The organism is Ensifer sp. Root1252, from assembly GCF_001425885.1.
Taxonomy (GTDB): Bacteria; Pseudomonadota; Alphaproteobacteria; order Rhizobiales; family Rhizobiaceae; genus Ensifer; species Ensifer canadensis.
In genome coordinates, this window is record NZ_LMDT01000057.1 from 169,060 (window position 1) to 191,865 (window position 22,806).

The following is a 22,806-nucleotide window of genomic DNA, read 5'->3' on the forward strand; positions in this document are numbered from 1 at the left end:
GTTGGTCGCATCCGCCAAATCAGATTAGGCTTTTTGAGGAGAGCGTCACGCACCGGGGAAAGATGCCCGGCGAGCGCTCAGAAACGTTGAAACTGCGCATGACGCTTTCCGAAAATCGGTTCCGGTTGGCGGAAGTAAGCGCGAAGCATTTCCAGTTGGATGCATAGGGACGAATGACGCGCCGAAGCATGATGAGCGCTTTCAGCAAGATCGGTGGCGAAGCATGGCGGCCCGGCCGCAGTGCGGCGCTGCTGGCGCTTGTGCTTGTTGCTGCGCTTCCGGCAGCCGCCCAGGATGCACCGGCGACGCCAGCGGCATCAGCGGCGGACCAGCAGCAGGGGCCGCCCGATCCGGCGGCAAACCTGACGCTTCGTCGAGACAGCACCCGCAGCGAGCTCGATGCGCTGTCGAAAACCATCACGCTGTCGCAGGAGCGCGCCGACGAGCTGGCGGCGACCATCGCCGAGATCGACAAAAACAATGAGGCATTGCGCGCCGCCATCGTCGATTCTGCCAGGAAGCGGCAGGGTCTGGAGCAGCAGATCGTCGATGGAGAGAAGAAGCTGAGCGAGTTGCGCTCCAAGGAAGATACCGTGCGCCGATCGCTGCGCGCCCGGCGTGGGGTGCTTGCCGAAGTGCTCGCCGCACTTCAGCGCATGGGCCGCAACCCGCCGCCGGCGATCCTGGTGACGCCTGAGGATGCGCTCGGCTCCGTTCGCAGCGCCATTCTGCTCGGCGCTGTCGTACCCGGAATTCGCGAGGAAACGGACAACCTCGTCGCCGACCTGAAGGCGCTCGCCGATATCAGAACCGGCATCGGCAAGCAGCGCGAAGAGCTGACGGCAGCGATGACGGCCAATGCCGAGGAAGAGCGTCGCATGTCGATGCTCGTGGCCGAAAAGGAAAAACTGCGCCAGAAAAGTGCGGCCGAACTCGCCGCCGAACAGCGCAAGGCGCAGGAACTCGCCTCGCAGGCGACCAATCTCGAAGGCCTCATCGGTTCGCTCGAAAATGACATCGCTTCGGTGCGCGACGCGGCTGCCGCCGCACGCGCGCAGGAAGAGGAACGCCTGCGCATGAGCGAGGCCGAGCGCGAAGCGGCGCGGGAGCTCGCCCGGAGCGCCGTGCCCGACAAAAACCGCATTGCGCCAGCATACGTGTTCTCGGAGCTGAGGAATAAGCTTGCCTATCCGGCCGCGGGATCGCTTTTGCGAAAGTTCGGTGATGCCGATGGTACAGGGCACTCCCTGCAAGGGATCATGTTGGAAACCAACCCCGGCGCGCTGGTGACTGCGCCGTCAGATGGCTGGATCGTCTATGCAGGCAATTTCCGCAGTTATGGGCAGATGATCATTCTCAATCCGGGCGACGGCTACCATGTTGTGCTGTCGGGCATGGAGAAGGTGAGCGTACAGACCGGACAATTTGTCGTGGCGGGTGAACCGCTTGCGACGATGGGTGCGAAAAGAGTCGCAAGTGCTGCGGCCTTGGCGCTGGAAACCGACCGGCCGACGCTTTACATTGAATTCCGAAAAGACGGAAAACCGGTTGATTCCCGACCATGGTGGACCGCAGCAGAGGTTGGAAAGGCGCGAAATGATACGTAGGGCTTCACTTGTTCTGGTCGGGGCGCTGATGGGTGCGACCGCTATGGGCGTCATTTATTCGGCTGTCGTTCCGGCCGTCGCGGCCAATACCTCGACTTATCGCGAGCTGGCGATTTTTGGTGACGTGTTTGAGCGCGTGCGCGCGCAGTACGTCACCCCTCCGCAGGATGACAAGCTGATCGAGAATGCCATCAATGGCATGCTCTCTTCGCTTGATCCGCACTCGAGCTACATGAACTCGACCGACGCCGAGGACATGCGCACCCAGACCCGCGGCGAATTCGGCGGCCTCGGCATCGAAGTGACGATGGAAGACGACCTCGTCAAGGTCACGAGCCCGATCGACGACACGCCCGCGGCCCGCGCCGGCGTTCTCGCCGGTGACTTCATTTCCAAGATCGACGGCCAGGACGTTCGTGGCCTGAAGCTTGAAGATGCGGTCGAGAAGATGCGTGGCGCCGTCGGCACCCCGATCAAGTTGACGATCCTGCGCAAGGGCGCCGACAAGCCGATCGAACTGTCGATCGTGCGTGACGTGATCGCCGTTCGCGCCGTCAAGTTCCGCACCGAAGGCGACGTCGGCTATCTTCGCGTGATCTCGTTCACCGAGAAGACCTACGACGACCTGAAGAAGGGCATCGAGAAGATCAAGTCCGAAGTACCGGCCGACAAGCTGAAGGGCTATGTCCTTGACCTGCGCCTCAACCCGGGCGGTCTGCTCGACCAGGCGATCAACGTTTCCGACGCCTTCCTGGAGCGTGGCGAGGTCGTTTCGACCCGCGGCCGCAATCCGGACGAGACCCGCCGCTTCAACGCGACGCCTGGCGATCTGACCGACGGCAAGCCGGTGGTCGTTCTCGTCAATGGCGGCTCGGCTTCCGCATCGGAAATCGTTGCCGGCGCCCTGCAGGACCTGAAGCGCGCGACCGTGCTCGGCACGCGCTCCTTCGGCAAGGGCTCGGTACAGACGATCATTCCGCTCGGCGAAGCAGGCGCTCTGCGCCTGACGACGGCGCTCTACTACACGCCGTCGGGCAAATCGATCCAGGGAACGGGCATCACGCCCGACATCAAGGTCGAACAGCCACTGCCGCCGGAACTGCTTGGCAGGGTCGAAGCCCAGGGCGAATCCGATCTGCGTGGCCACATCCAGGGACAGAGCGAAACCGACGAAGGTTCCGGCTCGGTCGCCTATGTACCGCCGGAAACCAAGGACGACCTGCAGCTCAACTACGCGCTTGACCTCTTGCGCGGCAAGAAGACCGATCCGGCCTTCCCGGCAAGCCCGGAGCAGGCAGAGCTCAAGAAGTAAGCCATTGAAGGCGCCGGGCTGGTCAACCCGGCGCCTTTATACTATGTGGGCTGCAGGTGCTGCCGGAAACCGCCGATTCTCTTAAAAACGGCGCATCCCTCACCGGCAACTCTCCTTCAGGTCGACCGAGGCTCCGTTTGGGAACAGATCTCAATGCCCCCCTTGGCCAGAACCGCCGGGAAAAGACCGCGCCAAGACGCGACCGTCGTCGCCTTCTCAGCTATTCCCTTGTCGGCATCTTTGCCCTTTCCATAATCGGCCTTTCCGTCTGGAACGCCGTCGCTCCGGATGGGTTGCGCAGGCAGGCGTCCGAACCGGGTATGGTTGGGCCGGAACCGGCCGAAACGGCACAAAAGACACCCAATTCCACAAGCGGGCAAGCATCGAACACCAGCGGCGGCACGCTGAAGCCGGGCACCGCCTTCTCCGGCGCTCATGTCGAGGAAACCCTGACAAACGACGGCGCGACCGTCACCAAGTTCACGCCGCGCCAACGCGACGGCAGCGGGCCTGCGCTGATCAATGTCGGCCCGATCCGCGGCCAGGACCCGCGCATGGCCGCCCTTCCGAATGACGACCTGCTGGAAGACAGCGCTGAGGGCCGGCTACCGATCACCGCCGCCGACGGGCTGCGGCCGATGGATCAATATGCCCGACCCTGGTCGGGTGCACGCGGCACCCGTATCGCGCTTGTGATCGGCGGCCTTGGCCTCAGCCAGACCGGCACGCAGAAGGCCATCCGCGACCTGCCGCCCGACGTCACCCTCGCCTTTGCCGCCGCCGGCAACAGCCTGCAGCGCTGGATGCAGGAGGCAAGACGCAGCGGCCATGAGATCCTGCTGCAGATCCCGATGGAGCCTTTCGATTACCCCGACAACGATCCGGGACCGCGCGCGCTCCGCCTCTCGCTTGGTTCGACGAAGAACCTGGCCGAACTGCACAAGAACATGGCGCAGATCACCAACTACACCGGCATCATGAACTATCTCGGTGGGCGCTTTCTCTCCGATGCCGATGCTCTCGAACCGGTGATGCGCGATCTCGGCAAACGCGGCGTGCTTTTCCTCGACGACGGCACGTCGGCGCAATCGCTGTCCGGCAAGCTTGCCGATGCCTTTGACGTTCCGCATGGCTTCGCCGACATGACCGTCGACAGCGAGCTCAGCCGCAGCGCCATCCTGAAAAAACTCGACGAGCTGGAACGCATCGCCCGGCGCAACGGTACAGCCATCGGTGTCGCCTCCGCATTCGACGAGAGCGTGGCCGCCATCGCCCAGTGGGCCGGCGAGGCGGAAGGGCGCGGCATCGAGATCGTCGGCGTTTCAGCACTCGTCAAGGACCCGCAGCAGAGATAGGTCAAGCGTGCCTTGAGCGCCGCGCGTCTTATTGGACGCGCAAAGGTCGCTGTAGCACTTTGAATTGCTGCATGTAGGGCGCCATGTCAGAAGCCCAGCGCCTCAGGCGAGGCGCACGAAATCATTGCGAACCCGAAAGATGGGTGCGATGAGACTTCACAAAGGTTCGAACACTTCAGGGCCATACGCTGCCGTGCGCGAGCAGTGGGTCACGCCTTGAGCCAGGAGAGGACAGCGGATGAGCAAGCATAACGACAAGAACCTACGGGCCGAAGACCTGCCCTATCGCCCCTGTGTCGGCGTCATGGTGCTGAACCGCGCCGGCCTCGTCTGGGCCGGCCACCGGATCGCCGTCGGCAATTCCGAATATGACGGCTCGCCGCAGCAATGGCAGATGCCGCAGGGCGGCATCGACAAGGGCGAGGATCCGCTGAAGGCCGCCTATCGCGAGCTCTATGAAGAGACCGGCATGCGCACGGTTTCGCTGCTCGCCGAGGCACCGGGCTGGATCAACTATGACCTGCCTTCACACCTGATCGGCATCGGCCTCAAGGGCAAATTTCGTGGCCAGACGCAGCGCTGGTATGCCTTCCGCTTCGAGGGCGACGAGAACGAGATCGCCATCAACCCACCGCCGGGCGGCCACGAACCGGAATTCGACGCCTGGGATTGGAAGCCGATGCGCGACCTGCCGGAGATGATCGTACCGTTCAAGCGCAAGGTCTATGAGGAGGTCGTTGCCGCCTTCGCCCACCTGGCGCCGTAACTACGCCTTTCGCAACAGGGGCCGGGTCTGCGCTGACATCGACCTTTCGCGGGGGACCCAGCCGACAACACGCACACCGCAAAGCGATGCCCTGGCATCCGTCGCAGATTGCGAGCTGCCAGCGGACGATAGGCGGCCGCTCGCAGCGCGCGCTTTTGGTCTTGCGATTGCCGCGGCAACCCTCACCGACCGCCTGGTTCCGGTTGAGGTTTTAACCTGCCCGGCAGCAATGCCACTCTGGGGCCGATCGCCAATATCCGGCAGGTTGGTATCGAGCAGGCGCCGGCCGGCCCGATACCAATTCGGTGCAGGGCGCATCGCCGTTTGAAGACGCATGGAGAAATGCGCTCGAGCCTGAGGGTTCACAGACCCCCACCGGGCTCTTTGAGGGTCTGCATGCGGGCGAACCGTCAGCCCGCGCGCCCATTCTTTAGAGCGTTTCCGATTTAGACGGAACCGCACAAACGCTCTATCTCTTTGTTTTTACGCATTTCCTGACGGAAAACCGCTTCGCACTTTTCCTGGAAATGCTCTAAGCGCGTCAGGCAACGGGGCGCCATAGATCGTCTTGGCCCGAAAACCAGAAAGCCGCCGAGGTGATCGGCGGCTTTCTCGTGTGAATGGTGCGAGACGCTCAGTCGATCTCGGCTTCGTTGGCCGGTGCTGCGTTGAGCTGGCCGTATTTCGCTTCGCCGATGGTTTCGAGCAGTTCGAGTTGGGTCTCGAGGAAGTCGATATGACCTTCCTCATCAGCAAGCAGCTCTTCGAACAGCTTCATGGAGACGTAGTCTCCGGCGTCATGACAGATGTCGCGTGATTTCTTGTAGGCCGTGCGGGCATCGTATTCGCCGGCGAGATCCGCCTTCAGCACTTCCTTGACGTTCTGGCCGATGCGCAGCGGTCCGACCGTCTGCAGGTTCGGATGACCTTCGAGGAAGATGATGCGCGCGACGAGCTTGTCGGCATGATGCATTTCTTCAATCGACTCGGCACGTTCCTTCTTGGCAAGGAGCGTGTAGCCCCAATCTTCGAGAAGGCGGAAATGCAGCCAGTATTGGTTGACGGCGCCGAGTTCGAGATAGAGCGCTTCGTTAAGCTGCTCGATGACCTTTTTGTCGCCTTTCAAAATCCGCCCTCCGGTTGTCTTCATGGAATTGTTTGAGGCGGGCCATGAAATCAAATATCTCGACATCCGTCGAGTCGCGACGGCCGTGATATTGCTCGGTGGTGCGGATGATGATGTCGACGACGTTGGGGAAACAGCCGCAGCAGCGACCGCGTTTTTCCATCGCGTGATAGACTTTCGCCGGCACGATCAGCTGCCAACAGTCTTCATCGAGAAGGCTGACAATCATGTCCTCGATCTCTTTTTCCGTGATGAAATTGCAGCTGCAAACCAGCATGTCGTCTTGCCTGTGAAACGCAACGTCCTGAATTCGCTCATAAAGCAAAAGAGGACATTTATTGTCAACAAAAAACTCCACAAGCGGAACTTGCACGCAGATTAGAACGAATCTAAACATGACAAAAAACATCGTATTTTCAGAATATTAGCGTAGCATTGATGACCTTTCTTTCTGTGGATTTCCCGGCGATTGCCGCAGGATACTGCGACATTTTTACGCAGGAAGACCAACGTGAGTGGCCGAAATCCGGTACGGCAAGCCCAGCTCCGGAAGGACGGGTCATGAAACGGCTGTGAGGGACCGAGCCTTCGAAGCCAAGCCGAGCCCATCGTGTCTGTTCATCAATGGAAGTTGCGGCCTTTCGGCATGACGTCGGCAATTTCGGTCGCGACGGCCTGATGATCGGCGCCGGCGGCACGGCGGGCAGCCGCAAGGCGCAGTTCCTTCAGCACCTTCTTATCGCGCGCGTCGGCCGTCGGTCGCAGCACCTCGTCGGCACGATCGTTGGCGCCGAAGCGGCGCTCCTCCTTGCGCAACAGCCCGAGCATCGGGGTCATATCCTCGATATACTCCGCCACCACGTGGATGACCTCGCTTTCACGCTGGAGCCGGCCGCGGATCTTGACGAGACGCGCACCCATGATCACCGGCCGGTATTTTTCAAAAACCTTCGGCCAGACGATGGCATTGGCGACGCCGGTCTCGTCCTCGATCGTCATGAAGATCACGCCCTTGGCCGAGCCTGGACGCTGGCGAACGAGCACCAGCCCGGCAACCGTCACTCTTCGGCCGACGGGTGCCGTGGCAAGCGCGCGGTTTTCGACCAGCCCCTGCCCCGAAAACTCCGCCCGGAGGAAAGAAACCGGATGCGCCTTCAGCGAGAAGGAGAGATAGCGGTAATCGTTGATGACCTGCTCGCCCTCCAGCATCACCGGCAGCGAAACTGCCGGCTCCAGCTGGAATTCGTCCTGCGTCGCCTGCTCGAAGAGCGGCAACCGCTCGGCAGCACTTTTCTCATCCAGCGCCTTTACCGCCCAAAGCGCGTTGCGGCGATCGAGCCCGATCGAACGGAACGCATCCGCATCGGCAAGCTTCTCCAGCACGGAGCGCGGCAATCCCGAGCGCAGCCAGAGATCGCGAACCGAGGTATAGCCCCGGCCGCGATGGGCGATAAGCTTGTCCACGATCTCCATCTCTCTCAGCCCCTTGACCTGGTTGAAGCCGAGGCGGATGGCCTTTTCCGTCTTGATCACACCCAGCATGTCCCGATGGCGCGGCTCCACCGCACCACGATCATGCCCGCCCCTCTCGAGGTCCGCATCCCAATTCGAATGGTTGATATCGACAGGCAGCACCCGCACGCCATGTTCGCGCGCGTCCCGCACCAATTGGGCGGGAGCGTAAAAGCCCATCGGCTGTGAGTTCAGAAGTGCTGCGCAGAAGACATCGGGATAATAGGTCTTCAGCCATGAAGAGACATAGACGAGCAGCGCGAAGGACGCAGCATGGCTTTCGGGAAAGCCGTATTCGCCAAAGCCTTCGATCTGCTTGAAGCAACGTACGGCGAAATCTCTGTCGTAGCCATTGTTGACCATGCCCTCGACCATCCTTTGCTCGAAGGTGTGGATGGTGCCGGTTCGCTTGAAGGTCGCCATTGCCCGCCTGAGCTGATCGGCCTGGCCCGGCGTGAAATTTGCCGCGGTAATAGCGATCTGCATCGCCTGTTCCTGGAACAAAGGCACACCAAGGGTCCGCTCCAGAACCACTTCCAGCTCCTTGCTCGGATATTCGATGGGTATGTTGCGATTGCGCTGCTCCCGCCGCTTCAGATAGGGATGCACCATGTTGCCCTGGATCGGTCCGGGCCGCACGATCGCCACCTCGATGACGAGATCATAGAAGACACGAGGCCTGAGCCGCGGCAGCATGCTCATCTGAGCCCGGCTCTCGATCTGGAAGACGCCGATCGTATCGGCCCGGCAGATCATGTCGTAGACGTCATCCTGCTCATCCTTGAACAGCGTGTGCAGGTCTTTCCTCACGCCGTAATGCCGCTCCATCAGCTTGAACGCCCGGGCGATGCAGGTCAGCATGCCGAGCGCCAGCACGTCGATCTTCAGGATCTTCAGCGTATCGAGGTCGTCCTTGTCCCACTCGATCATGTAGCGGTCGGGCATCGCCGTGTTCATGATCGGCACCACCTCGTCGAGCCGATCGCGGGTGATGACGAAACCGCCGACATGCTGAGAGAGATGGCGGGGAAAGCTCATCAGCGCGGTGGCATAGTCGAGCACTCGCACCGTCGTTGGATCCTTGACATCGAGACCGGCGGCCTTGGCCTCCCGTTCCGACAGGTCGGCGGCCGACCAACCCCAGACCGAACCGGCAAGCGCCGATTGCACGTCCTCGGAAAAGCCGAAGGCTTTGGCCGTTTCGCGACCGGCCGACCGCGCCCGGTAGCTGATGACGGCGGCCGTAAGCCCCGCATGCTCCTTGCCGTACGTCCTATAGATATGCTGGATCACCTCTTCCCGCTTCTCGTGCTCGAAATCGACATCGATATCCGGCGGCTCGTCACGCTCCGTCGACAGGAACCGGTCGAAAAGCAGCGTCGTCGAAAGCGGATCGACCTCGGTGATGGCAAGGCAGTAGCAGACCGTCGAATTTGCCGCCGAGCCGCGGCCCTGGCAGAGAATGTCGACGCTTCGCGCATATTCCATGATGTTGCGCACGGTGAGGAAGTAGGGCTCATAGCGCTTGCTGGCGATCAGCTCGAGCTCGTATTCGATCTGGGTCGAGACCTTCGCGGGAATGCCTTCGGGATAACGCACATGGGCGCCTTCCATCGTCAGCCGCCTGAGGGTCTGTGTCGTCGTCTCGCCTGCAAAACTCTCATCGGGATATTGGTATTCGAGTTCCGCCAAAGTGAAATTCAGCCGGCGGAAAAAATGCCCGGTATTGGCGATCGCCTCGGGGTAGTCGCGAAAGATGCGCGCCATTTCCGCCGGTGGTTTCAGATGGCGTTCGGCATTCGCCTGAAGCCGGAACCCCGCCTGCGCCACCGTCACATGCTCGCGTATGGCGGTGACGATATCGGCCAGCGGCCGGCGCGCCGGCGCGTGAAACAGCGGACTGTTGGTGGCGATCAGCCTCGTGCCCACGTTGCGGGCGATGGTCGCCAGCCCGGCAAAGACAAGCTGATCGAAACCGTCATAGCGCGGCACCAGCGCCAGATAGAGCCGGTCGGCAAAATGCGGCTTCAGCCGCTTGAGAAATTCCGCAAGGTTTTTAGCCTCCGACGCCCCGATCACCGGGTCGGGCAGGACGGCAATCAGGATATCCTCGCCCCATTCGACAAGGTCGGTCTCGTAGAGCGTACAGGTGCCTTTCTTCGCCCGCAGGTTTCCAGCACTCAGCATGCGGCAGAGATTGCCCCAGCCCCGACGGTTGCGCGGATAGGCGAGCACATCCGGGATGTCTTCGGCAAAGGAAAGCCGGGCGCCGGGCTGGAAGGAAAACGCCTCCACCTTGGCCTGCGCATGAGCGCGCACCACGCCCGCCACCGTATTGCGATCGGCAACGCCAAGGCCGGAAATACCAAGGCGGCTGGCGGCAACGATCATTTCGCCCGGATGGGAGGCTCCTTCGAGGAAGGAGAAATTCGACCAGGCGCCGATCTCGAAATAGGGCGTGCTCATGCGAAGACCCCATGCATGAACCAGCGCGGCTGTGCGGGCCCGCCATAATGCCCTTCTCGAAACAGCCAGAAGCGCCGGCCTTTTTCATCCTCCACCCGGAAATAATCCCGCTCGGCCGCCTTTTCGCCATCGACCCACCATTCGGCCGCGATCCGTTCAGGACCCTCGGCGCGCGCTATGCGATGAAGGCTCCGCCGCCAGCGAAAGCTTCTGGGCGGGCCCTCCGGCACCTCGGCCACCGCCTCCACCGGCTCCGGACTTTGGAACAGCCGCTGCGGTCGAACGGAAGCCATCCTAAGGCAGGCCGGAACAGTGGAAGCGGCTTCCTCGACCGTCTTCAGCATTTCCACATCCGCAAGCGGCTGAAAGGCGGCGGCACGCTCCGGCACGTGGCTCTGCGACAGGACGGGCAGAAACAGGCTTTCTGCGCCCAGCCGCGCCATGACCCTGTCGGCAAAGGCCGCAAGCGGCTGCTGCCGATCCGGCGTGCCGGAAAAATCCTCCTGCATCACCTCGTATTTTTCGCTTTTGGGAACCGACAGCCGCAGGATCTCGAAACCGAAACCGGCATCGAGATCCTCGTGCACCGCCTGCAGCCGCTCGCGGAAAAGGCCGGCAATGCGGCTCGGTTCAATCAGCGGCGAAGACGTTCCGGCAGCGATGCGAAAGACCCGGCCGTCGACGCGAAACAGCAGCAGTTCGAACAGCCGTCCGCCTTCGCCGCGCTTTTCCAGCTCCGGCTTCAGCCTTGCTGCCAGCTCCTGCGTCAGGCCGAGAATATCGTCCTCACCCTGGACCGGCTCGGAAAGCCGCCGCTCGGCCGAGAGGCTGGCAACGGGGAGCCGCGGCGAGAGCGGCTCGTCCTCCAGCCCCATGGCCTGATCGAGGCGCAGGAGCAGAATGGATCCGAAGCGGCGGGCAAGCGGCGCCCGCGGCGCCTCGATGATATCGCCGACCTGCTTGAGCCCGACCCGGCCGAGCGTTTCGATCATGTCGACTGGAAGCCTGAGGGCAGCCATCGGCAGTGGCGCAAGCACGCGTACGGCCTCCTCCGGAGCGATCACGCTTTGCGAGCCGAAGCGCGCCACCGCCCAGGAAAGCCCTGCCGAAGACGAGATCGCCGCACGCGCCTCGATGCCGAGATGAAAGAGCCGGGCGAGCAGGTCGTCGAGAAGCGATTTCTCGCCGCCGAGAAGATGGGCGCAGCCGGTAATGTCGAGATAAAGGCCGCTTTCGCCGTCGAGCGCCACCAGCGGCGTGTAGCGGCTGCACCAGTCCGCAAGCCCTTCCAGAAGGGCGCGATCCGCCGCCCGGTCGGCGGGCAGCACATCGACCTCGGGACACATGGCCCGCGCCTCGGCAACGCCCTGGCCCAACTGGAATCCTGATTTCTCGGCAAGGCCATCGAGCGCGACGAGGCGCATCGCATTCCTGACCCGGTCGGCAAAGACGACAGGCGGATGATCAGGACGCCCGCGGGAAAGCCAGGAGGTTCCCCAGCGGCTCCGCGCCACCCGGTCGGCCGGAAGATGCGGAAAGTCGAGCGACAGAATGCGCTGGTTGTGGGTCTGCCGCAGCAGCGGCTGGTAGGGGCTCGACGGGGTAAAAGCGGCGGTCATGGGGGTTCCACTCCAGGAAGAGGCCGACGGGAGCAGGAGACCTGCTTTTTTCGGCAATGACGTGAAAGACGGGATGGCCGATGCTGCCGCAAAGCATCGAACCGTCAGGGAGGGCGCGCTCGCGGGCGGGCGCCGGTTCGATATGAAGCCGGAAGAAGGCGCTGCTCGCCTCCTCGTGACCGGACTGACGCAGAAGAAGAAGAGGAATGCGTCCGGCGCGCGCGCGAACATGCAGGCGCCGGCTTTCGCTCAAGGCCAGCGATGCCGGATTGCCGCGAATTTCGAGAATGACGGCACAGAAGGCCGGGACGGAAAGCGCCGTCTCGGCGATCCACAGCGCGTCCTTCACCGTGCGCGGCAGGCTGAGGATCAGGCTTCGAATGTCGAGCCCGTAAGCCTTGAGACCAAGACCGTAGGGCAGGCCGGCCTCGGTCGAGGCCAGCGACTGGCTGACCCACAGAACCGGTGCCCCGGCATCGCCCTTTTGCTGGCGCGCCTGCTGACAAAGGGCGCTGAGCGCGGTTGCAAAACCGGCCGCAGCGCCGGCATCGCGCGTCTCGGAATTGCGGATCTCGGTCATACCCTCGAGCGGCAGGCCGCCCTCGAGGATATCGTCGAGTTCGGGAATGCCGAGCGGCAGGACCTTGCGGCCGGAGGACTGGTGACCTTCTTCCTTGCGCCGAAAGCCTGCGGGATCGGCCGCCTTGACCGCCTTCACGACGCCCGCAAGCCTGCGATTTTCGATCCTGGCTATGGTTTCGCGAAGCGAAAGAACGGTCTCCCGCTGCACGGCGTTCTCGGCCATGACGGTCAACTCCCATTTAAGATGTTCCTGTTATGTTCTTATAGATTCCAGAGCTGACCACATGAGTCAACAGCCAAGTTTAAGAATTTATTCCTCGCCCACCCCAGCCGGAATTCAACACTCGAAAAACAAAGGCAAAATCGCTATATGGAGGGCAACAAGGAGTGCCTATGGCCCGCATTGACCAGACCGATGATTGGCGGGAACGCCACGCACCGACGCTCACGACATTCGAACAACTCGCAGTGGAAGCCTACAGCCACCTGCCGCAGGAGTTCCGCCAACTGACGACCGACCTCATCATCGAGGTTGCCGATTTTCCAAGCGACGACGTCTTCGAGGACATGGCGCTGGAGACGCCGTTCGACCTGCTCGGCCTGTTCGAAGGCCGTGGCATCAGCGAACGTTTCACCATGGAGACAGGTGAGTTTCCGAACCGGATCATCCTTTATCGCCGCCCGATCATCGACTATTGGGCGGAAAACGAGGAAACGCTGGGCGACATCATCACCCATGTGCTGATCCACGAGATCGGCCACCATTTCGGCCTCTCCGACGACGATATGGAACGGATCGAGGCGAGCGTGGAGCACGTGGGCAACTAAGCCCCCATCCGCTCCGAGGCAGAGCCCCCGAAAAACAATCGGAAAACAAAAAAACGCTCCGGCCGGAAAGTCGAAGCGTTCCTGCTTTTTACTGTTCCGACAGCTTGATGTCGGGGTGGTAGTCCTTGCCTTCGACTTCCTTGAATACGGCCTGTCCGCATTGCATGTGCTGCGTATCCGCATTGAAGGCGTAGGTCGGTGAGCCGTGCAGGGACCAACCCTGGTTCAGTGCCGCCGTCACCTTATGGCAGAAGGACGCATCGTCGGGGCCGGTGAGGAAGCGGTAAAGTTTCAAAATCTTGCCTTTCGTTTTTCAATCATCTCCGCCTTGGCGGCGAGCTTCAGGGCCTGATCGAGATGCAGCCGCTCGATCATTCGGCCATGAAGATTGATGACACCTTTTTCCGCGTTCTCCGGCAGCGCGAAGGCGGCGATGATGGCGCGCGCCTCGTCGACGGCCGCCTGCTCGACGCCGAAGCGTTCGTTGGCCGGGCCGATCTGCAGCGGGTGGATCAGCATCTTGCCGTCATAGCCCATGTCGCGCCCCTGCCGGCACTCCTCGTCGAAACCGTCGGCGTCACGGAAATCGTTGAACACCGCATCGATGACGTCGAGACCGCTCCCGCGTGCGGCCAAAAGGATCTGCATCAGCCAGGGGATGAGGTACGGACGGCCGGGCCGGTCGGGAACACCGGTTTCCTTGCGCAGGTCGTTGAGGCCGACGACGAAACAATCGAGCCTGCCGCCGAAGGTGCGGCCGGTCTCGGCGATAACAGGCGCATTGACGACACCGCGCGGCGTTTCGATCATCGCCCAGAGACGCAACGCCTCCGGCGCATCGTTATCGGCCAGCCAGTCGGCGACGATCTGGATATCGGCCGGACTTTCGACCTTGGGCAGCAGGATTGCGTCAGGCTTTGCCGAAACGGCCGCCGCCAGATCCTGCTGGCCGAAGCCCGATCCGAGCGCATTGATGCGGATGATGACCTCACAATCCGGCCTGTTTTCGACGAGGTGGCGAACGAGGCCGTCCCGCGCCTCGGCCTTGCGCTCCGGCGCCACCGCATCCTCAAGGTCGAAGATCGCGGCATCGGCCGCAAGTTCCGCAACCTTGGCCAGTGCGCGGGCATTGTCGGCCGGCACTGAAAGCACCGAACGGCGCAGGCGAACGGGGTGATGTTCGATCGATTTTGTCATGCGGCCAGTTGTGCCCGCCTTTCCTTTTTTCCGCAAGACGAGGCGAACGGCCGCACCCCTCTTGCAAGCGGCGGCGGCAACACCCACATCCCGAGCAGAAAGGTGACGATCATGCAAAGCATACGTTCTGTTCTTTTTACGGCTCTCGCCATCACCATTACGCTGGCAGCCTTCGTCTTCACCGCATCGCTTGCGCTTGCGCTCGCCGGCATCGCCGCCGTTGTCGCGATCGGCAGCGCCATTGCCGCCCGGCTGAACCTGAAGCAGGCTCGAGCAACGGCCCGCCCGACCTCCGGCGCCGCCCCGCGCGAAATGCGCATCTGGAACGACGGTCGCGGCACGATCATCGATCTCTAGGCATCGATCTCCAGAGCGTTTCCGGTTTAGACGACGTCGCGGAAGCGCTCTATCTCCTTGTTTCTACGCACTTCCTGACGGGAACCGCTTCGCATTTTTCCCGAAATGCTTGAGTCTGCCCGACGCGGCAGCCCAATCTCGCTCGATTTTTTTGCGACACCCGTGTCGGCAAGACCCGCTTGCGTTCGTCCTTGGGTCAGGCCAGCAAAGGTCATGGCCACTGCATCATTCCCTCAACAGGAGCATGACATGGACAGCACGACGCAGAAAACAGACGCAAACCAGCTGCCGAAGGCCCTCAACGGCCTGGTGCCTTATCTCCAGGTCGACGGCGCGGCCAAGGCGGCGGAATTCTACAAGCACGCCTTCGGCGCAAAGGAAGCCTATCGGCAACCGGTCGACGACCAGGGCCGGACGATGCATATCCATCTCCACATCAACGGCAGCTCGCTGATGCTCAGTGACGCCTATCCGGAATACGGCCATGCCCTGGAAAAGCCGCAGGCCTTCAGCCTGATGCTGCCGGTCGACGACATCGACGCGTGGTGGAGCCAGGCGGTCGCCGCCGGCGCCGAAGTCGTGATGCCGATCGAATTGATGTTCTGGGGCGATCGCTACGGGCAGCTGCGCGACCCCTTCGGCGTGCTCTGGGCGCTGAACGCCCCAGTAAAAGCAGGCTAGAGTCAAGACAGGCTGAGACCGAAGCCAGACACCGGCCGATTTCGGCAAAACCCTCGGGCAAGGCGCCCAACGGATAAAACAACCGCGACAACACTTGCCGGGCAGGCGATTTCACCCGCCCGGCAAGCATCTTCGGGATAGATTTTCCTTCATTTCGGCGCAAAACTGATCTAAACGCTTACGCAACATTTCGCTGAAATCGAAGGCCTGAAGTTATGGAAAAGTTCGTCAAGCTCACCGGCGTCGCCGCTCCCCTCCCCGTCGTCAACGTCGACACGGACATGATCATTCCGAAGGATTACCTGAAGACGATCAAGCGCACCGGCCTCGGCACCGGACTTTTCGCCGAAGCGCGCTACAACGAGGACGGCTCGGTCAACCCGGATTTCGTGCTCAACAAGCCCGCCTACCAGAACGCCAAGATCCTGGTCGCCGGCGACAACTTCGGCTGCGGCTCCTCGCGCGAGCACGCACCGTGGGCGCTTCTCGACTTCGGCATCCGCTGCGTGATCTCGACCTCGTTCGCCGACATCTTCTACAACAACTGTTTCAAGAACGGCATCCTGCCGATCGTCGTCAGCCCGGAGAACCTGGACAAGCTGATGGACGACGCCTCGCGCGGCTCCAACGCCATCCTCTCGGTCGACCTGGAATCCCAGGAAATTACTGGTCCGGACGGCGGCACGGTCAAGTTCGAGGTCGATGCCTTCAAGCGCCACTGCCTGCTGAACGGCCTCGACGACATCGGCCTGACGCTGGAGAAGGCAACGGCCATCGACAGCTTCGAAAAGTCGACCACCGCCTCGCGCCCCTGGGCGTGAGCGACGGGATGACGCGCAAGCTCATCTCTTCCGGTTCGCCCTTCGAGAAGACGGCAGGCTATTCGCGTGCCGTCGCCAAGGGCGACTGGTGTTTCGTCTCCGGCACCACCGGCTACGACTACGCCACCATGACCATGCCGGAAACGGTGGAAGAGCAGGCGCACAATTGCCTGAAGACGATCGAGGGCGCGCTGAAAGAGGCGGGCTTCTCGCTCTTAGACGTGGTGCGCAATCACTACTACGTCACCGATGCCAGTTTCGCCGACCGGGTTTTTCCGATCTTCGGCGAGATGTTCGGCGAAATCCGCCCTGCCGCCACCATGATCGTCTGCGATCTCATCCGCCCGGAAATGCTGATCGAGATCGAGGTTACCGCCTTCCGCGGCTGACGTCTGACGGGTCGCAGCCAGCGGCAGTGACACCTGCACCGCTTATGCGCTACTGCAGAAGCATGACGACGGCCCTCGCCCGCAGGACCGTTTTCCGCATCACTATGACCGGAAGAAGCCCATGCAATTCGAAGGCACCGCCGACTATATCGCCGACAAGGACCTGATGATCGCCGTCAACGCCGCGATCCGGCTGGAACGGCCACTGCTCGTCAAGGGCGAGCCCGGCACCGGCAAGACCGAGCTTGCGCGGCAGGTTGCAGCTGCTCTGGGACTCGACCTGATCGAATGGAACGTCAAGTCGACGACCAAGGCGCAGCAGGGACTTTACGAATATGACGCCGTCTCGCGCCTGCGCGACAGCCAGCTCGGCGACGAGCGCGTCAACGACGTCAAGAACTACATCCGCAAGGGCAAGCTTTGGCAGGCCTTCGAGGCCGGGAAGCGTGTGGTGCTCTTGATCGACGAAATCGACAAGGCCGACATCGAGTTTCCGAACGACCTGCTGCAGGAACTCGACCGGATGGAGTTCCACGTCTACGAGACCAACGAGACGATCCACGCCCGCCAGCGGCCGATCGTCGTCATCACCTCCAACAACGAGAAGGAACTGCCGGACGCTTTTCTGCGCCGCTGCTTCTTCCACTATATCCGCTTTCCCGACGCAGACACGCTCGCCCGCATCGTCGAGGTGCACTATCCCGGCATCCGCAAGACGCTGCTTTCGGCAGCCCTTGCCGCCTTCTACGATATCCGCCAGGTGCCGGGGCTGAAGAAGAAGCCCTCGACCTCCGAAGCGCTCGACTGGATCCGCCTGCTCGTCGCCGACGAGATCGACCCGGCCGACCTGCGCGCCGATCCAAAGACCATGCTGCCGAAGCTGCACGGCGCGCTTCTCAAGAATGAGCAGGACGTCCACCTTTTCGAGCGCCTGGCCTTCATGGCACGCCGCGACGGATGAGACCGGACGCCAACAAGGTCCTGATCTACGCCACCTGGCGAGGGCATCTGCTCGTCTTCGACGAGCCGGACTTTCCCGATGTAGATCTGCAGGTCCCGGGCGGCACGATAGAACCGGGAGAAAGCCCTGAAGCGGCGGCCTTCCGCGAATTTGTCGAGGAGACCGGGCTGACGCCGCCGCCGGCATTATTGCCATTTAAAACGCAGGACTATCACTTCACGCAGAACGGCCGGAAAATCTGCCATCGCCGGCACTATTTCCATGGGCCGTTAGCCGGCGAACAAAAGGAACCCTGGCTGCACCGCGAAATGACGCCGGAGAGCGGTGGCCCGCCGATCCGCTTTCGCTTCTTCTGGCTCAGTCAGAGCGAGGCCGGCAAGCGGCTGGGATATGGCATGCAGAACGGTCTGGACTTGCTGCACCTAGCAACAGATTGCCCCTCACCCTAACCCTCTCCCCGCAAGCGGGGCGGGGGAACGCGGCGACCGCAACCTCATCACCTGCTGTAAGCCTGAAAGGGAGCCGAACGGCCGCGGCAATGTCCCTTCTCCCCGCCTGCGGGGAGAAGGTGGCGGCAGCCGGATGAGGGGCCAACCCACACGAATCGTTTTTCATTGACCCCCGCGGCCTTGCCGCGCTATCAAACAATCCGTGGTGATTTGGCCGGCCGGCTTGCAGCCACGTTAAACAAATCGCTAAAGGGCCGAGGAAACGTGGATTTTCCGAGGACCGGTCGCGATCAATCGCCGCCGGTTTTTTTGTATTGATCGAGTGGAAGCCCCATGCCCATCAAGATACCCGATACGCTGCCCGCATTCGAGACCCTCGCGACCGAGGGCGTGCGGGTGATGACCGAGACCGTGGCGATCCGTCAGGATATCCGCCCGCTCCAGATCGGGCTGCTGAACCTCATGCCGAACAAGGTCAAGACCGAGATCCAGATGGCGCGCCTCATCGGCGCCTCGCCGCTGCAGGTCGAGCTGTCGCTGATCCGCATCGGCGCGCACCGCGCGAAGAACACCTCCGAGGAACACCTGCTTGCCTTCTACGAGACCTGGGAGGAGGTGAAGGCCCGCAAGTTCGACGGCTTCATCATCACCGGCGCCCCGGTCGAAACGCTGGAATACGAGGACGTCACCTATTGGGACGAACTCAAGCGCATCCTCGACTGGACGACGACCAACGTGCATTCGACGCTGAACGTCTGCTGGGGCGCGATGGCGGCGATCTATCATTTCCATGGCGTGCCGAAATATCCGCTGAAGGAGAAGGCTTTCGGCGTCTACCGCCACCAGAACCTGCAGCCCTCCTCCGTCTATCTCAACGGCTTTTCCGACGATTTCGCCGTGCCGGTGTCGCGCTGGACCGAAGTGCGCCGCGCCGACATCGATGCGGTGCCCGACCTTGAGATCCTGATGGAATCGAAGGAGATGGGTGTGTGCCTCGTGCACGAGAAGAAGGGCAAGCGCCTCTACATGTTCAATCACGTAGAGTATGATTCCACTTCGCTATCGGACGAATATTTCCGGGATGTGGATGCGGGCGTACCGATCAAGATGCCGCATGACTACTTCCCGCACAATGATTCAACCCTGCCGCCGCAGAACCGCTGGCGCAGCCATGCGCATCTTTTCTTCGGCAACTGGATCAACGAGATGTACCAGACGACGCCCTACGAAATGGACCTGATCGGCAGGAACGAAAGCTAGGGCCGGAGCCGCGGATGTTCATCCCCTTCTTCCTCGAATTGAAGGCCGCGAAGATCCCGGTGACGCTCCGGGAATTCCTGTCCTTGATCGAGGGCATGGAGGCGGGCATTGCCACCTTCGATATCGAGGCGTTCTATTTTCTCGCACGCACGGCATTGGTGAAGGATGAGCGCCATATCGACCGCTTCGACGGCGTATTCCGGCATTGTTTTTCCGGCCTTGAGGCCATCAATCCGCCAGACGAGTTCGCGCAGGGTGAAATCCCCGAAGAGTGGTTGCGCAAGCTTGCCGAAAAATATCTGACCGAGGAAGAGAAGCGCCTGGTCGAAAGCCTTGGCGGCTTCGAGACCCTGATGGAGACCTTGCGCCAGCGGCTCAGCGAACAGGAAGGGCGCCACCAGGGCGGCGCCAAATGGATCGGCACCGCCGGCACCTCACCCTTCGGCGCCTATGGCTACAATCCCGAAGGTGTGCGCATCGGCCAGGACGGCTCGCGGCACCGGCGCGCGGTCAAGGTGTGGGACCGGCGCGAATTCAGGGATTACGACGACACGGTCGAACTCGGCACGCGCAACATCAAGGTGGCGCTCAAACGGCTCAGGCGCTGGGTGCGCCAGGGTGCTGCCGACGAACTCGACCTCTCCGGCACGATCCGCGCCACCGCCGAGCACGGCTATCTCGATGTCGTCACCCGGCCGGAACGGCGCAATGCTATCAAGCTCTTGATGTTCTTCGACGTCGGCGGTTCGATGGACGACCATATCCGCATCGTTGAGGAGCTGTTTTCGGCGGCACGCGGCGAATTCCGCCACATGGAGCACTTCTACTTCCACAATTGCGTCTACGAAGGCCTGTGGAAGGACAATCGCCGCCGGCGCGCCGACATCACCCGCACGGCGGAGCTGCTGCGCACCTTCGGCAGCGACTACCGCGCGATCTTCGTCGGCGACGCATCGATGAGCCCCTATGAGATCAGCCACCCCGGCGGTTCGGTCGAGCATTGGAACGACGAGGCCGGCGGGCTCTGGCTCTCGCGTATCGCCGCCCATTTTCCCCGGTCTATCTGGCTCAATCCGGTTGCCGAGCAGCATTGGGGCTACACTCAGTCGATCGGCATGATCAGGAGCCTCGTAGGCGGACGGATGTTTCCCTTGACGCTTGCCGGACTGCAGGACGCGACGAAACAACTATCACGCTGAATCTACCGCAGAAAATCTCGATTTCCGGTTGCCGATCCACCTGAAATGACGCAGGTTGCTTGTCGTGAGGACTGCATGTTTCCGTAAATCGTAGAGCATCCCGCTTTCAAGTGGAATCACTGAAAGCGGATAAGATGCTCTAGAATCAAAGTGCTAGAGCGTCCTTTGTGTGTTCATCTGAACGCACGGCGCTCTAGCCGATTTAAGGATACAACATGCAGCAGTTCTAGAGTGTACAGCGACCTTTGCGCGTCTGCTAAGACGCGCGGCGCTGTGGGGGAGCCAGGCGATGGACAAGCATGCGGATACGGAAATCTTCGGACACCTGCCATCGGGTGAGCCGGTTCATCGTGTCGTGCTCTCCGGTGGTGGCCTTACTGCCTATATCCTCACCTGGGGCAGCGTGATCCAGGATCTGCGGCTGGATGGCCATGAGCCGCCGCTGGTGCTCGGGTTCACCGATCTCGAAAGCTATCTCGACCATTCCCCCTATTTTGGCGCGACGCCCGGCCGCTGCGCCAACCGTATTGGCGACGGTCGCTTCACGCTCGACGGCAAAACCTACCAGCTCGAATGCAATGAAAAAGGTGTGACCCACCTGCATGGCGGCAGCGACAACATCGGCAAGCGCAACTGGACGATCGTCAGCCACACACCGGACAGCGTCACGTTGGCGATCACCGACCCGGACGGCCGCGCCGGCTATCCCGGCAGCTGCCAGATCCGCTGCACCTACCAGCTCAAAGCCGGCGGCGTGCTCAGTGTCGTCTACGAGACGGAGACCGATCGGCCGACACTCGCCAATGTCTGCCAGCACAGCTATTTCAATCTCGATGGCGGCACGGACGCGCTTGGCCACGACATCATGATCGCCGCCGACCATTATCTGCCGACCAACGAGTTCCAGGTCCCGACGGGCGAAATCCGCCCGGTCGAAGGCACCGCCTTCGATCTCAGGGAAATGACCTCGCTCAAGCGCCAGACCGAGGGCGAACGCATCGCCTACGACCACAATTTCTGCCTTTCGCCGGAGCGCATGGCAAAACACTCAGTCGCCTTTGCCCGCAGCCTCAATTCCGGCGTGACGATGGAAGTGCTGACGACCGAGGCTGGCGTCCAGCTCTATACCGGCTTCAAGCTCGACGTGCCGGTGCCCGGCCTCGAAGGACGCCGCTACGGCGCCTTTGCCGGTTTCTGCCTTGAAACCCAGGTGTGGCCGGACGCGGTCAATCACGAGGGCTTTCCGAACGCGGTTCTGCGCCCCGGCGAACTCCGCCGCCAGGAAACCGACTATGTCTTCATGAAGAGCTGACAGGCGAGCGCATCGGCGCTGACAGCAGAGACAAGACGGCTGCTGCGTTTCGCCCGGGGCGAATGCATTGGCCGAAGCCAAAAGCATTTACAAGTAAAATGGTTGGGAAAATTGGAGCGGGTGAGGCGATTCGAACGCCCGACCCCAACCTTGGCAAGGTTGTGCTCTACCCCTGAGCTACACCCGCTCATTACCTCGGTCCGGGGGTAGTCGGTGGACCGTGGGTGCCGCGCTGTCTTGCGGCGACGGGCGCTATATGGCCTAAGCGATTTTGGAATGCAACAGGGAAATGTCGAGAAAGCGAATATTTTTTGGAAGCCTCCCCGGGAAGCCCGCAAATGCCGCGTTTTCGCGCCGCGCCGCCGTCTCTGAGATTGCACGCCGCGGCCGTTCTCCCCTAAAGCAGACTGGAAAAAAACGGAGCGGCAGGAGAATCACCCTCATGAACGAAGCGCAGCCGAAGACCGCGGACGAACTTTTCCGCTTTCTCGACGACCTCGGCATCGAATACAGCACCAAAAAACACGAGCCGGTGTTCACCGTGGCCGAATCGGTGGCATTGCGCGACGAAATCCCCGGCGGTCACACCAAGAACCTGTTCGTGAAGGACAAGAAGGACAACTACTTCCTTTTGACCGTAGAGGAACACGCGACCGTGGATCTGAAGACGGTACACCAGGTCATCGGTGCTGCGAGCAAGGTTTCCTTCGGCAAGCCGGAGAAGCTGATGGAATATCTCGGCGTCATCCCGGGAGCGGTGACCGCACTCGGCGCCATCAACGACACCGGCGGCAACGTCAAGGTGATCATCGACGAGGAATTGATGAAGTTCGATGTGATCAACTGCCACCCGCTTTCCAACGACGCGACGACCTCGATCGGCTCGAACGACCTGTTGCGCTTCATGGAAGCGACGGGACATGAACCGCTTGTCTTGAAAGTGACAGCCTGACATACGATCTTTGGCGCGAATGCAGGAAGCCGGATCACGAGCCGGCGAGGAGAGA

The 22,806-nt window shown here is 61.7% G+C and carries 22 protein-coding genes, 1 tRNA gene and 1 riboswitch; of the genes, 15 read left to right on the forward strand and 8 right to left on the reverse strand.

Annotated features, from left to right (window positions below):
• Window positions 1–188: 188 nt before the first annotated feature.
• The 4 genes from ASD02_RS34300 to ASD02_RS34315 all read left to right on the forward strand — a co-directional run bounded on the left by ASD02_RS34300 (window position 189) and on the right by ASD02_RS34315 (window position 5,040).
• Window positions 189–1,607, forward strand: a complete 1,419-nt coding sequence (locus tag ASD02_RS34300) for a murein hydrolase activator EnvC (RefSeq protein WP_025425129.1) — start codon at window positions 189–191, stop codon at window positions 1,605–1,607.
• Entirely contained in the window at window positions 1,597–2,919 is a 1,323-nt protein-coding gene (locus tag ASD02_RS34305) for a S41 family peptidase (protein ID WP_025425130.1), read from the forward strand. Before ASD02_RS34300 ends, ASD02_RS34305 begins: the two co-directional genes overlap by 11 nt.
• 137 nt (window positions 2,920–3,056) lie before the next feature.
• A complete protein-coding gene (locus ASD02_RS34310) occupies window positions 3,057–4,274 on the forward strand; it encodes a divergent polysaccharide deacetylase family protein (protein ID WP_057210852.1) in 1,218 nt (405 codons plus the stop codon).
• Window positions 4,275–4,512: 238 nt separating this feature from the next.
• Window positions 4,513–5,040, forward strand: coding sequence for an RNA pyrophosphohydrolase (locus ASD02_RS34315; RefSeq protein ID WP_025425132.1), 528 nt, complete (start codon window positions 4,513–4,515; stop codon window positions 5,038–5,040).
• Window positions 5,041–5,674: 634 nt separating this feature from the next.
• Here the strand turns inward: ASD02_RS34315 and bfr are convergent.
• The 5 genes from bfr to ASD02_RS40270 form a co-directional block, all read right to left on the reverse strand.
• On the reverse strand, window positions 5,675–6,166 hold the full coding sequence (bfr, locus tag ASD02_RS34320; RefSeq protein WP_025425133.1) for a bacterioferritin: 492 nt from the start codon (window positions 6,164–6,166) through the stop codon (window positions 5,675–5,677).
• A complete protein-coding gene (locus tag ASD02_RS37855; protein ID WP_239637581.1) occupies window positions 6,132–6,545 on the reverse strand; it encodes a (2Fe-2S)-binding protein in 414 nt (137 codons plus the stop codon). The genes bfr and ASD02_RS37855 overlap by 35 nt, the downstream gene beginning before the upstream one ends.
• 242 nt (window positions 6,546–6,787) lie before the next feature.
• Window positions 6,788–10,144: an error-prone DNA polymerase gene (locus ASD02_RS34330; RefSeq protein ID WP_038575756.1), complete on the reverse strand. Its 3,357-nt coding sequence runs from the start codon at window positions 10,142–10,144 to the stop codon at window positions 6,788–6,790.
• Window positions 10,141–11,658, reverse strand: coding sequence for a DNA polymerase Y family protein (locus tag ASD02_RS34335; RefSeq protein ID WP_239637582.1), 1,518 nt, complete (start codon window positions 11,656–11,658; stop codon window positions 10,141–10,143). Before ASD02_RS34335 ends, ASD02_RS34330 begins: the two co-directional genes overlap by 4 nt.
• Window positions 11,609–12,568: a hypothetical protein gene (locus ASD02_RS40270; protein ID WP_025425136.1), complete on the reverse strand. Its 960-nt coding sequence runs from the start codon at window positions 12,566–12,568 to the stop codon at window positions 11,609–11,611. The genes ASD02_RS34335 and ASD02_RS40270 overlap by 50 nt, the downstream gene beginning before the upstream one ends.
• A gap of 170 nt (window positions 12,569–12,738) precedes the next feature.
• Between ASD02_RS40270 and ASD02_RS34345 the strand changes: the two genes are divergently transcribed.
• Window positions 12,739–13,173 (forward strand): metallopeptidase family protein, encoded by a 435-nt coding sequence (locus ASD02_RS34345; RefSeq protein ID WP_025425137.1) that lies wholly within the window; start codon window positions 12,739–12,741, stop codon window positions 13,171–13,173.
• 88 nt (window positions 13,174–13,261) lie between these two features.
• Here ASD02_RS34345 and ASD02_RS34350 read toward each other — a convergent pair whose 3' ends face one another.
• Together ASD02_RS34350 and ASD02_RS34355 are read right to left on the reverse strand one after the other, a co-directional pair.
• Window positions 13,262–13,468 carry a DUF1737 domain-containing protein gene (locus tag ASD02_RS34350; protein ID WP_025425138.1) on the reverse strand — a complete coding sequence of 69 codons (207 nt, stop codon included), beginning with the start codon at window positions 13,466–13,468 and terminating at the stop codon, window positions 13,262–13,264.
• Entirely contained in the window at window positions 13,465–14,370 is a 906-nt protein-coding gene (locus ASD02_RS34355) for a CoA ester lyase (RefSeq protein WP_025425139.1), read from the reverse strand. The genes ASD02_RS34350 and ASD02_RS34355 overlap by 4 nt, the downstream gene beginning before the upstream one ends.
• Window positions 14,371–14,481: 111 nt before the next feature.
• Between ASD02_RS34355 and ASD02_RS34360 the strand changes: the two genes are divergently transcribed.
• The 9 genes from ASD02_RS34360 to ASD02_RS34400 all read left to right on the forward strand — a co-directional run bounded on the left by ASD02_RS34360 (window position 14,482) and on the right by ASD02_RS34400 (window position 21,799).
• Window positions 14,482–14,727: a hypothetical protein gene (locus ASD02_RS34360; RefSeq protein ID WP_025425140.1), complete on the forward strand. Its 246-nt coding sequence runs from the start codon at window positions 14,482–14,484 to the stop codon at window positions 14,725–14,727.
• A gap of 249 nt (window positions 14,728–14,976) precedes the next feature.
• On the forward strand, window positions 14,977–15,408 hold the full coding sequence (locus ASD02_RS34365) for a glyoxalase/bleomycin resistance/extradiol dioxygenase family protein (protein ID WP_025425141.1): 432 nt from the start codon (window positions 14,977–14,979) through the stop codon (window positions 15,406–15,408).
• Window positions 15,409–15,623: 215 nt separating this feature from the next.
• The gene (gene leuD / locus ASD02_RS34370) at window positions 15,624–16,229 is read left to right on the forward strand and encodes a 3-isopropylmalate dehydratase small subunit (protein ID WP_025425142.1); all 606 of its coding nucleotides are present in this window, start codon (window positions 15,624–15,626) and stop codon (window positions 16,227–16,229) included.
• 8 nt (window positions 16,230–16,237) lie between these two features.
• Window positions 16,238–16,618, forward strand: a complete 381-nt coding sequence (locus ASD02_RS34375; protein ID WP_025425143.1) for a RidA family protein — start codon at window positions 16,238–16,240, stop codon at window positions 16,616–16,618.
• Window positions 16,619–16,739: 121 nt separating this feature from the next.
• Window positions 16,740–17,579, forward strand: a complete 840-nt coding sequence (locus tag ASD02_RS34380; protein WP_025425144.1) for a MoxR family ATPase — start codon at window positions 16,740–16,742, stop codon at window positions 17,577–17,579.
• Window positions 17,576–18,028, forward strand: a complete 453-nt coding sequence (locus ASD02_RS34385; protein WP_025425145.1) for an NUDIX domain-containing protein — start codon at window positions 17,576–17,578, stop codon at window positions 18,026–18,028. Before ASD02_RS34380 ends, ASD02_RS34385 begins: the two co-directional genes overlap by 4 nt.
• A 192-nt stretch (window positions 18,029–18,220) precedes the next feature.
• A riboswitch (SAM riboswitch) is annotated at window positions 18,221–18,298 on the forward strand.
• 63 nt (window positions 18,299–18,361) lie between these two features.
• A complete protein-coding gene (gene metA, locus ASD02_RS34390) occupies window positions 18,362–19,288 on the forward strand; it encodes a homoserine O-succinyltransferase (RefSeq protein ID WP_025425146.1) in 927 nt (308 codons plus the stop codon).
• Window positions 19,289–19,302: 14 nt separating this feature from the next.
• Window positions 19,303–20,487, forward strand: a complete 1,185-nt coding sequence (locus tag ASD02_RS34395) for a VWA domain-containing protein (protein ID WP_025425147.1) — start codon at window positions 19,303–19,305, stop codon at window positions 20,485–20,487.
• A gap of 289 nt (window positions 20,488–20,776) precedes the next feature.
• Window positions 20,777–21,799 (forward strand): aldose epimerase family protein, encoded by a 1,023-nt coding sequence (locus ASD02_RS34400; protein WP_025425148.1) that lies wholly within the window; start codon window positions 20,777–20,779, stop codon window positions 21,797–21,799.
• Between the two features lie 112 nt (window positions 21,800–21,911).
• Here the strand turns inward: ASD02_RS34400 and ASD02_RS34405 are convergent.
• Window positions 21,912–21,986 (reverse strand) — tRNA-Gly (locus ASD02_RS34405).
• Between the two features lie 255 nt (window positions 21,987–22,241).
• On the opposite strand from ASD02_RS34405, the gene ASD02_RS34410 reads away from it, so the two are divergent.
• Window positions 22,242–22,751: a prolyl-tRNA synthetase associated domain-containing protein gene (locus tag ASD02_RS34410; RefSeq protein ID WP_057221805.1), complete on the forward strand. Its 510-nt coding sequence runs from the start codon at window positions 22,242–22,244 to the stop codon at window positions 22,749–22,751.
• The last annotated feature ends 55 nt before the right edge of the window (window positions 22,752–22,806 follow it).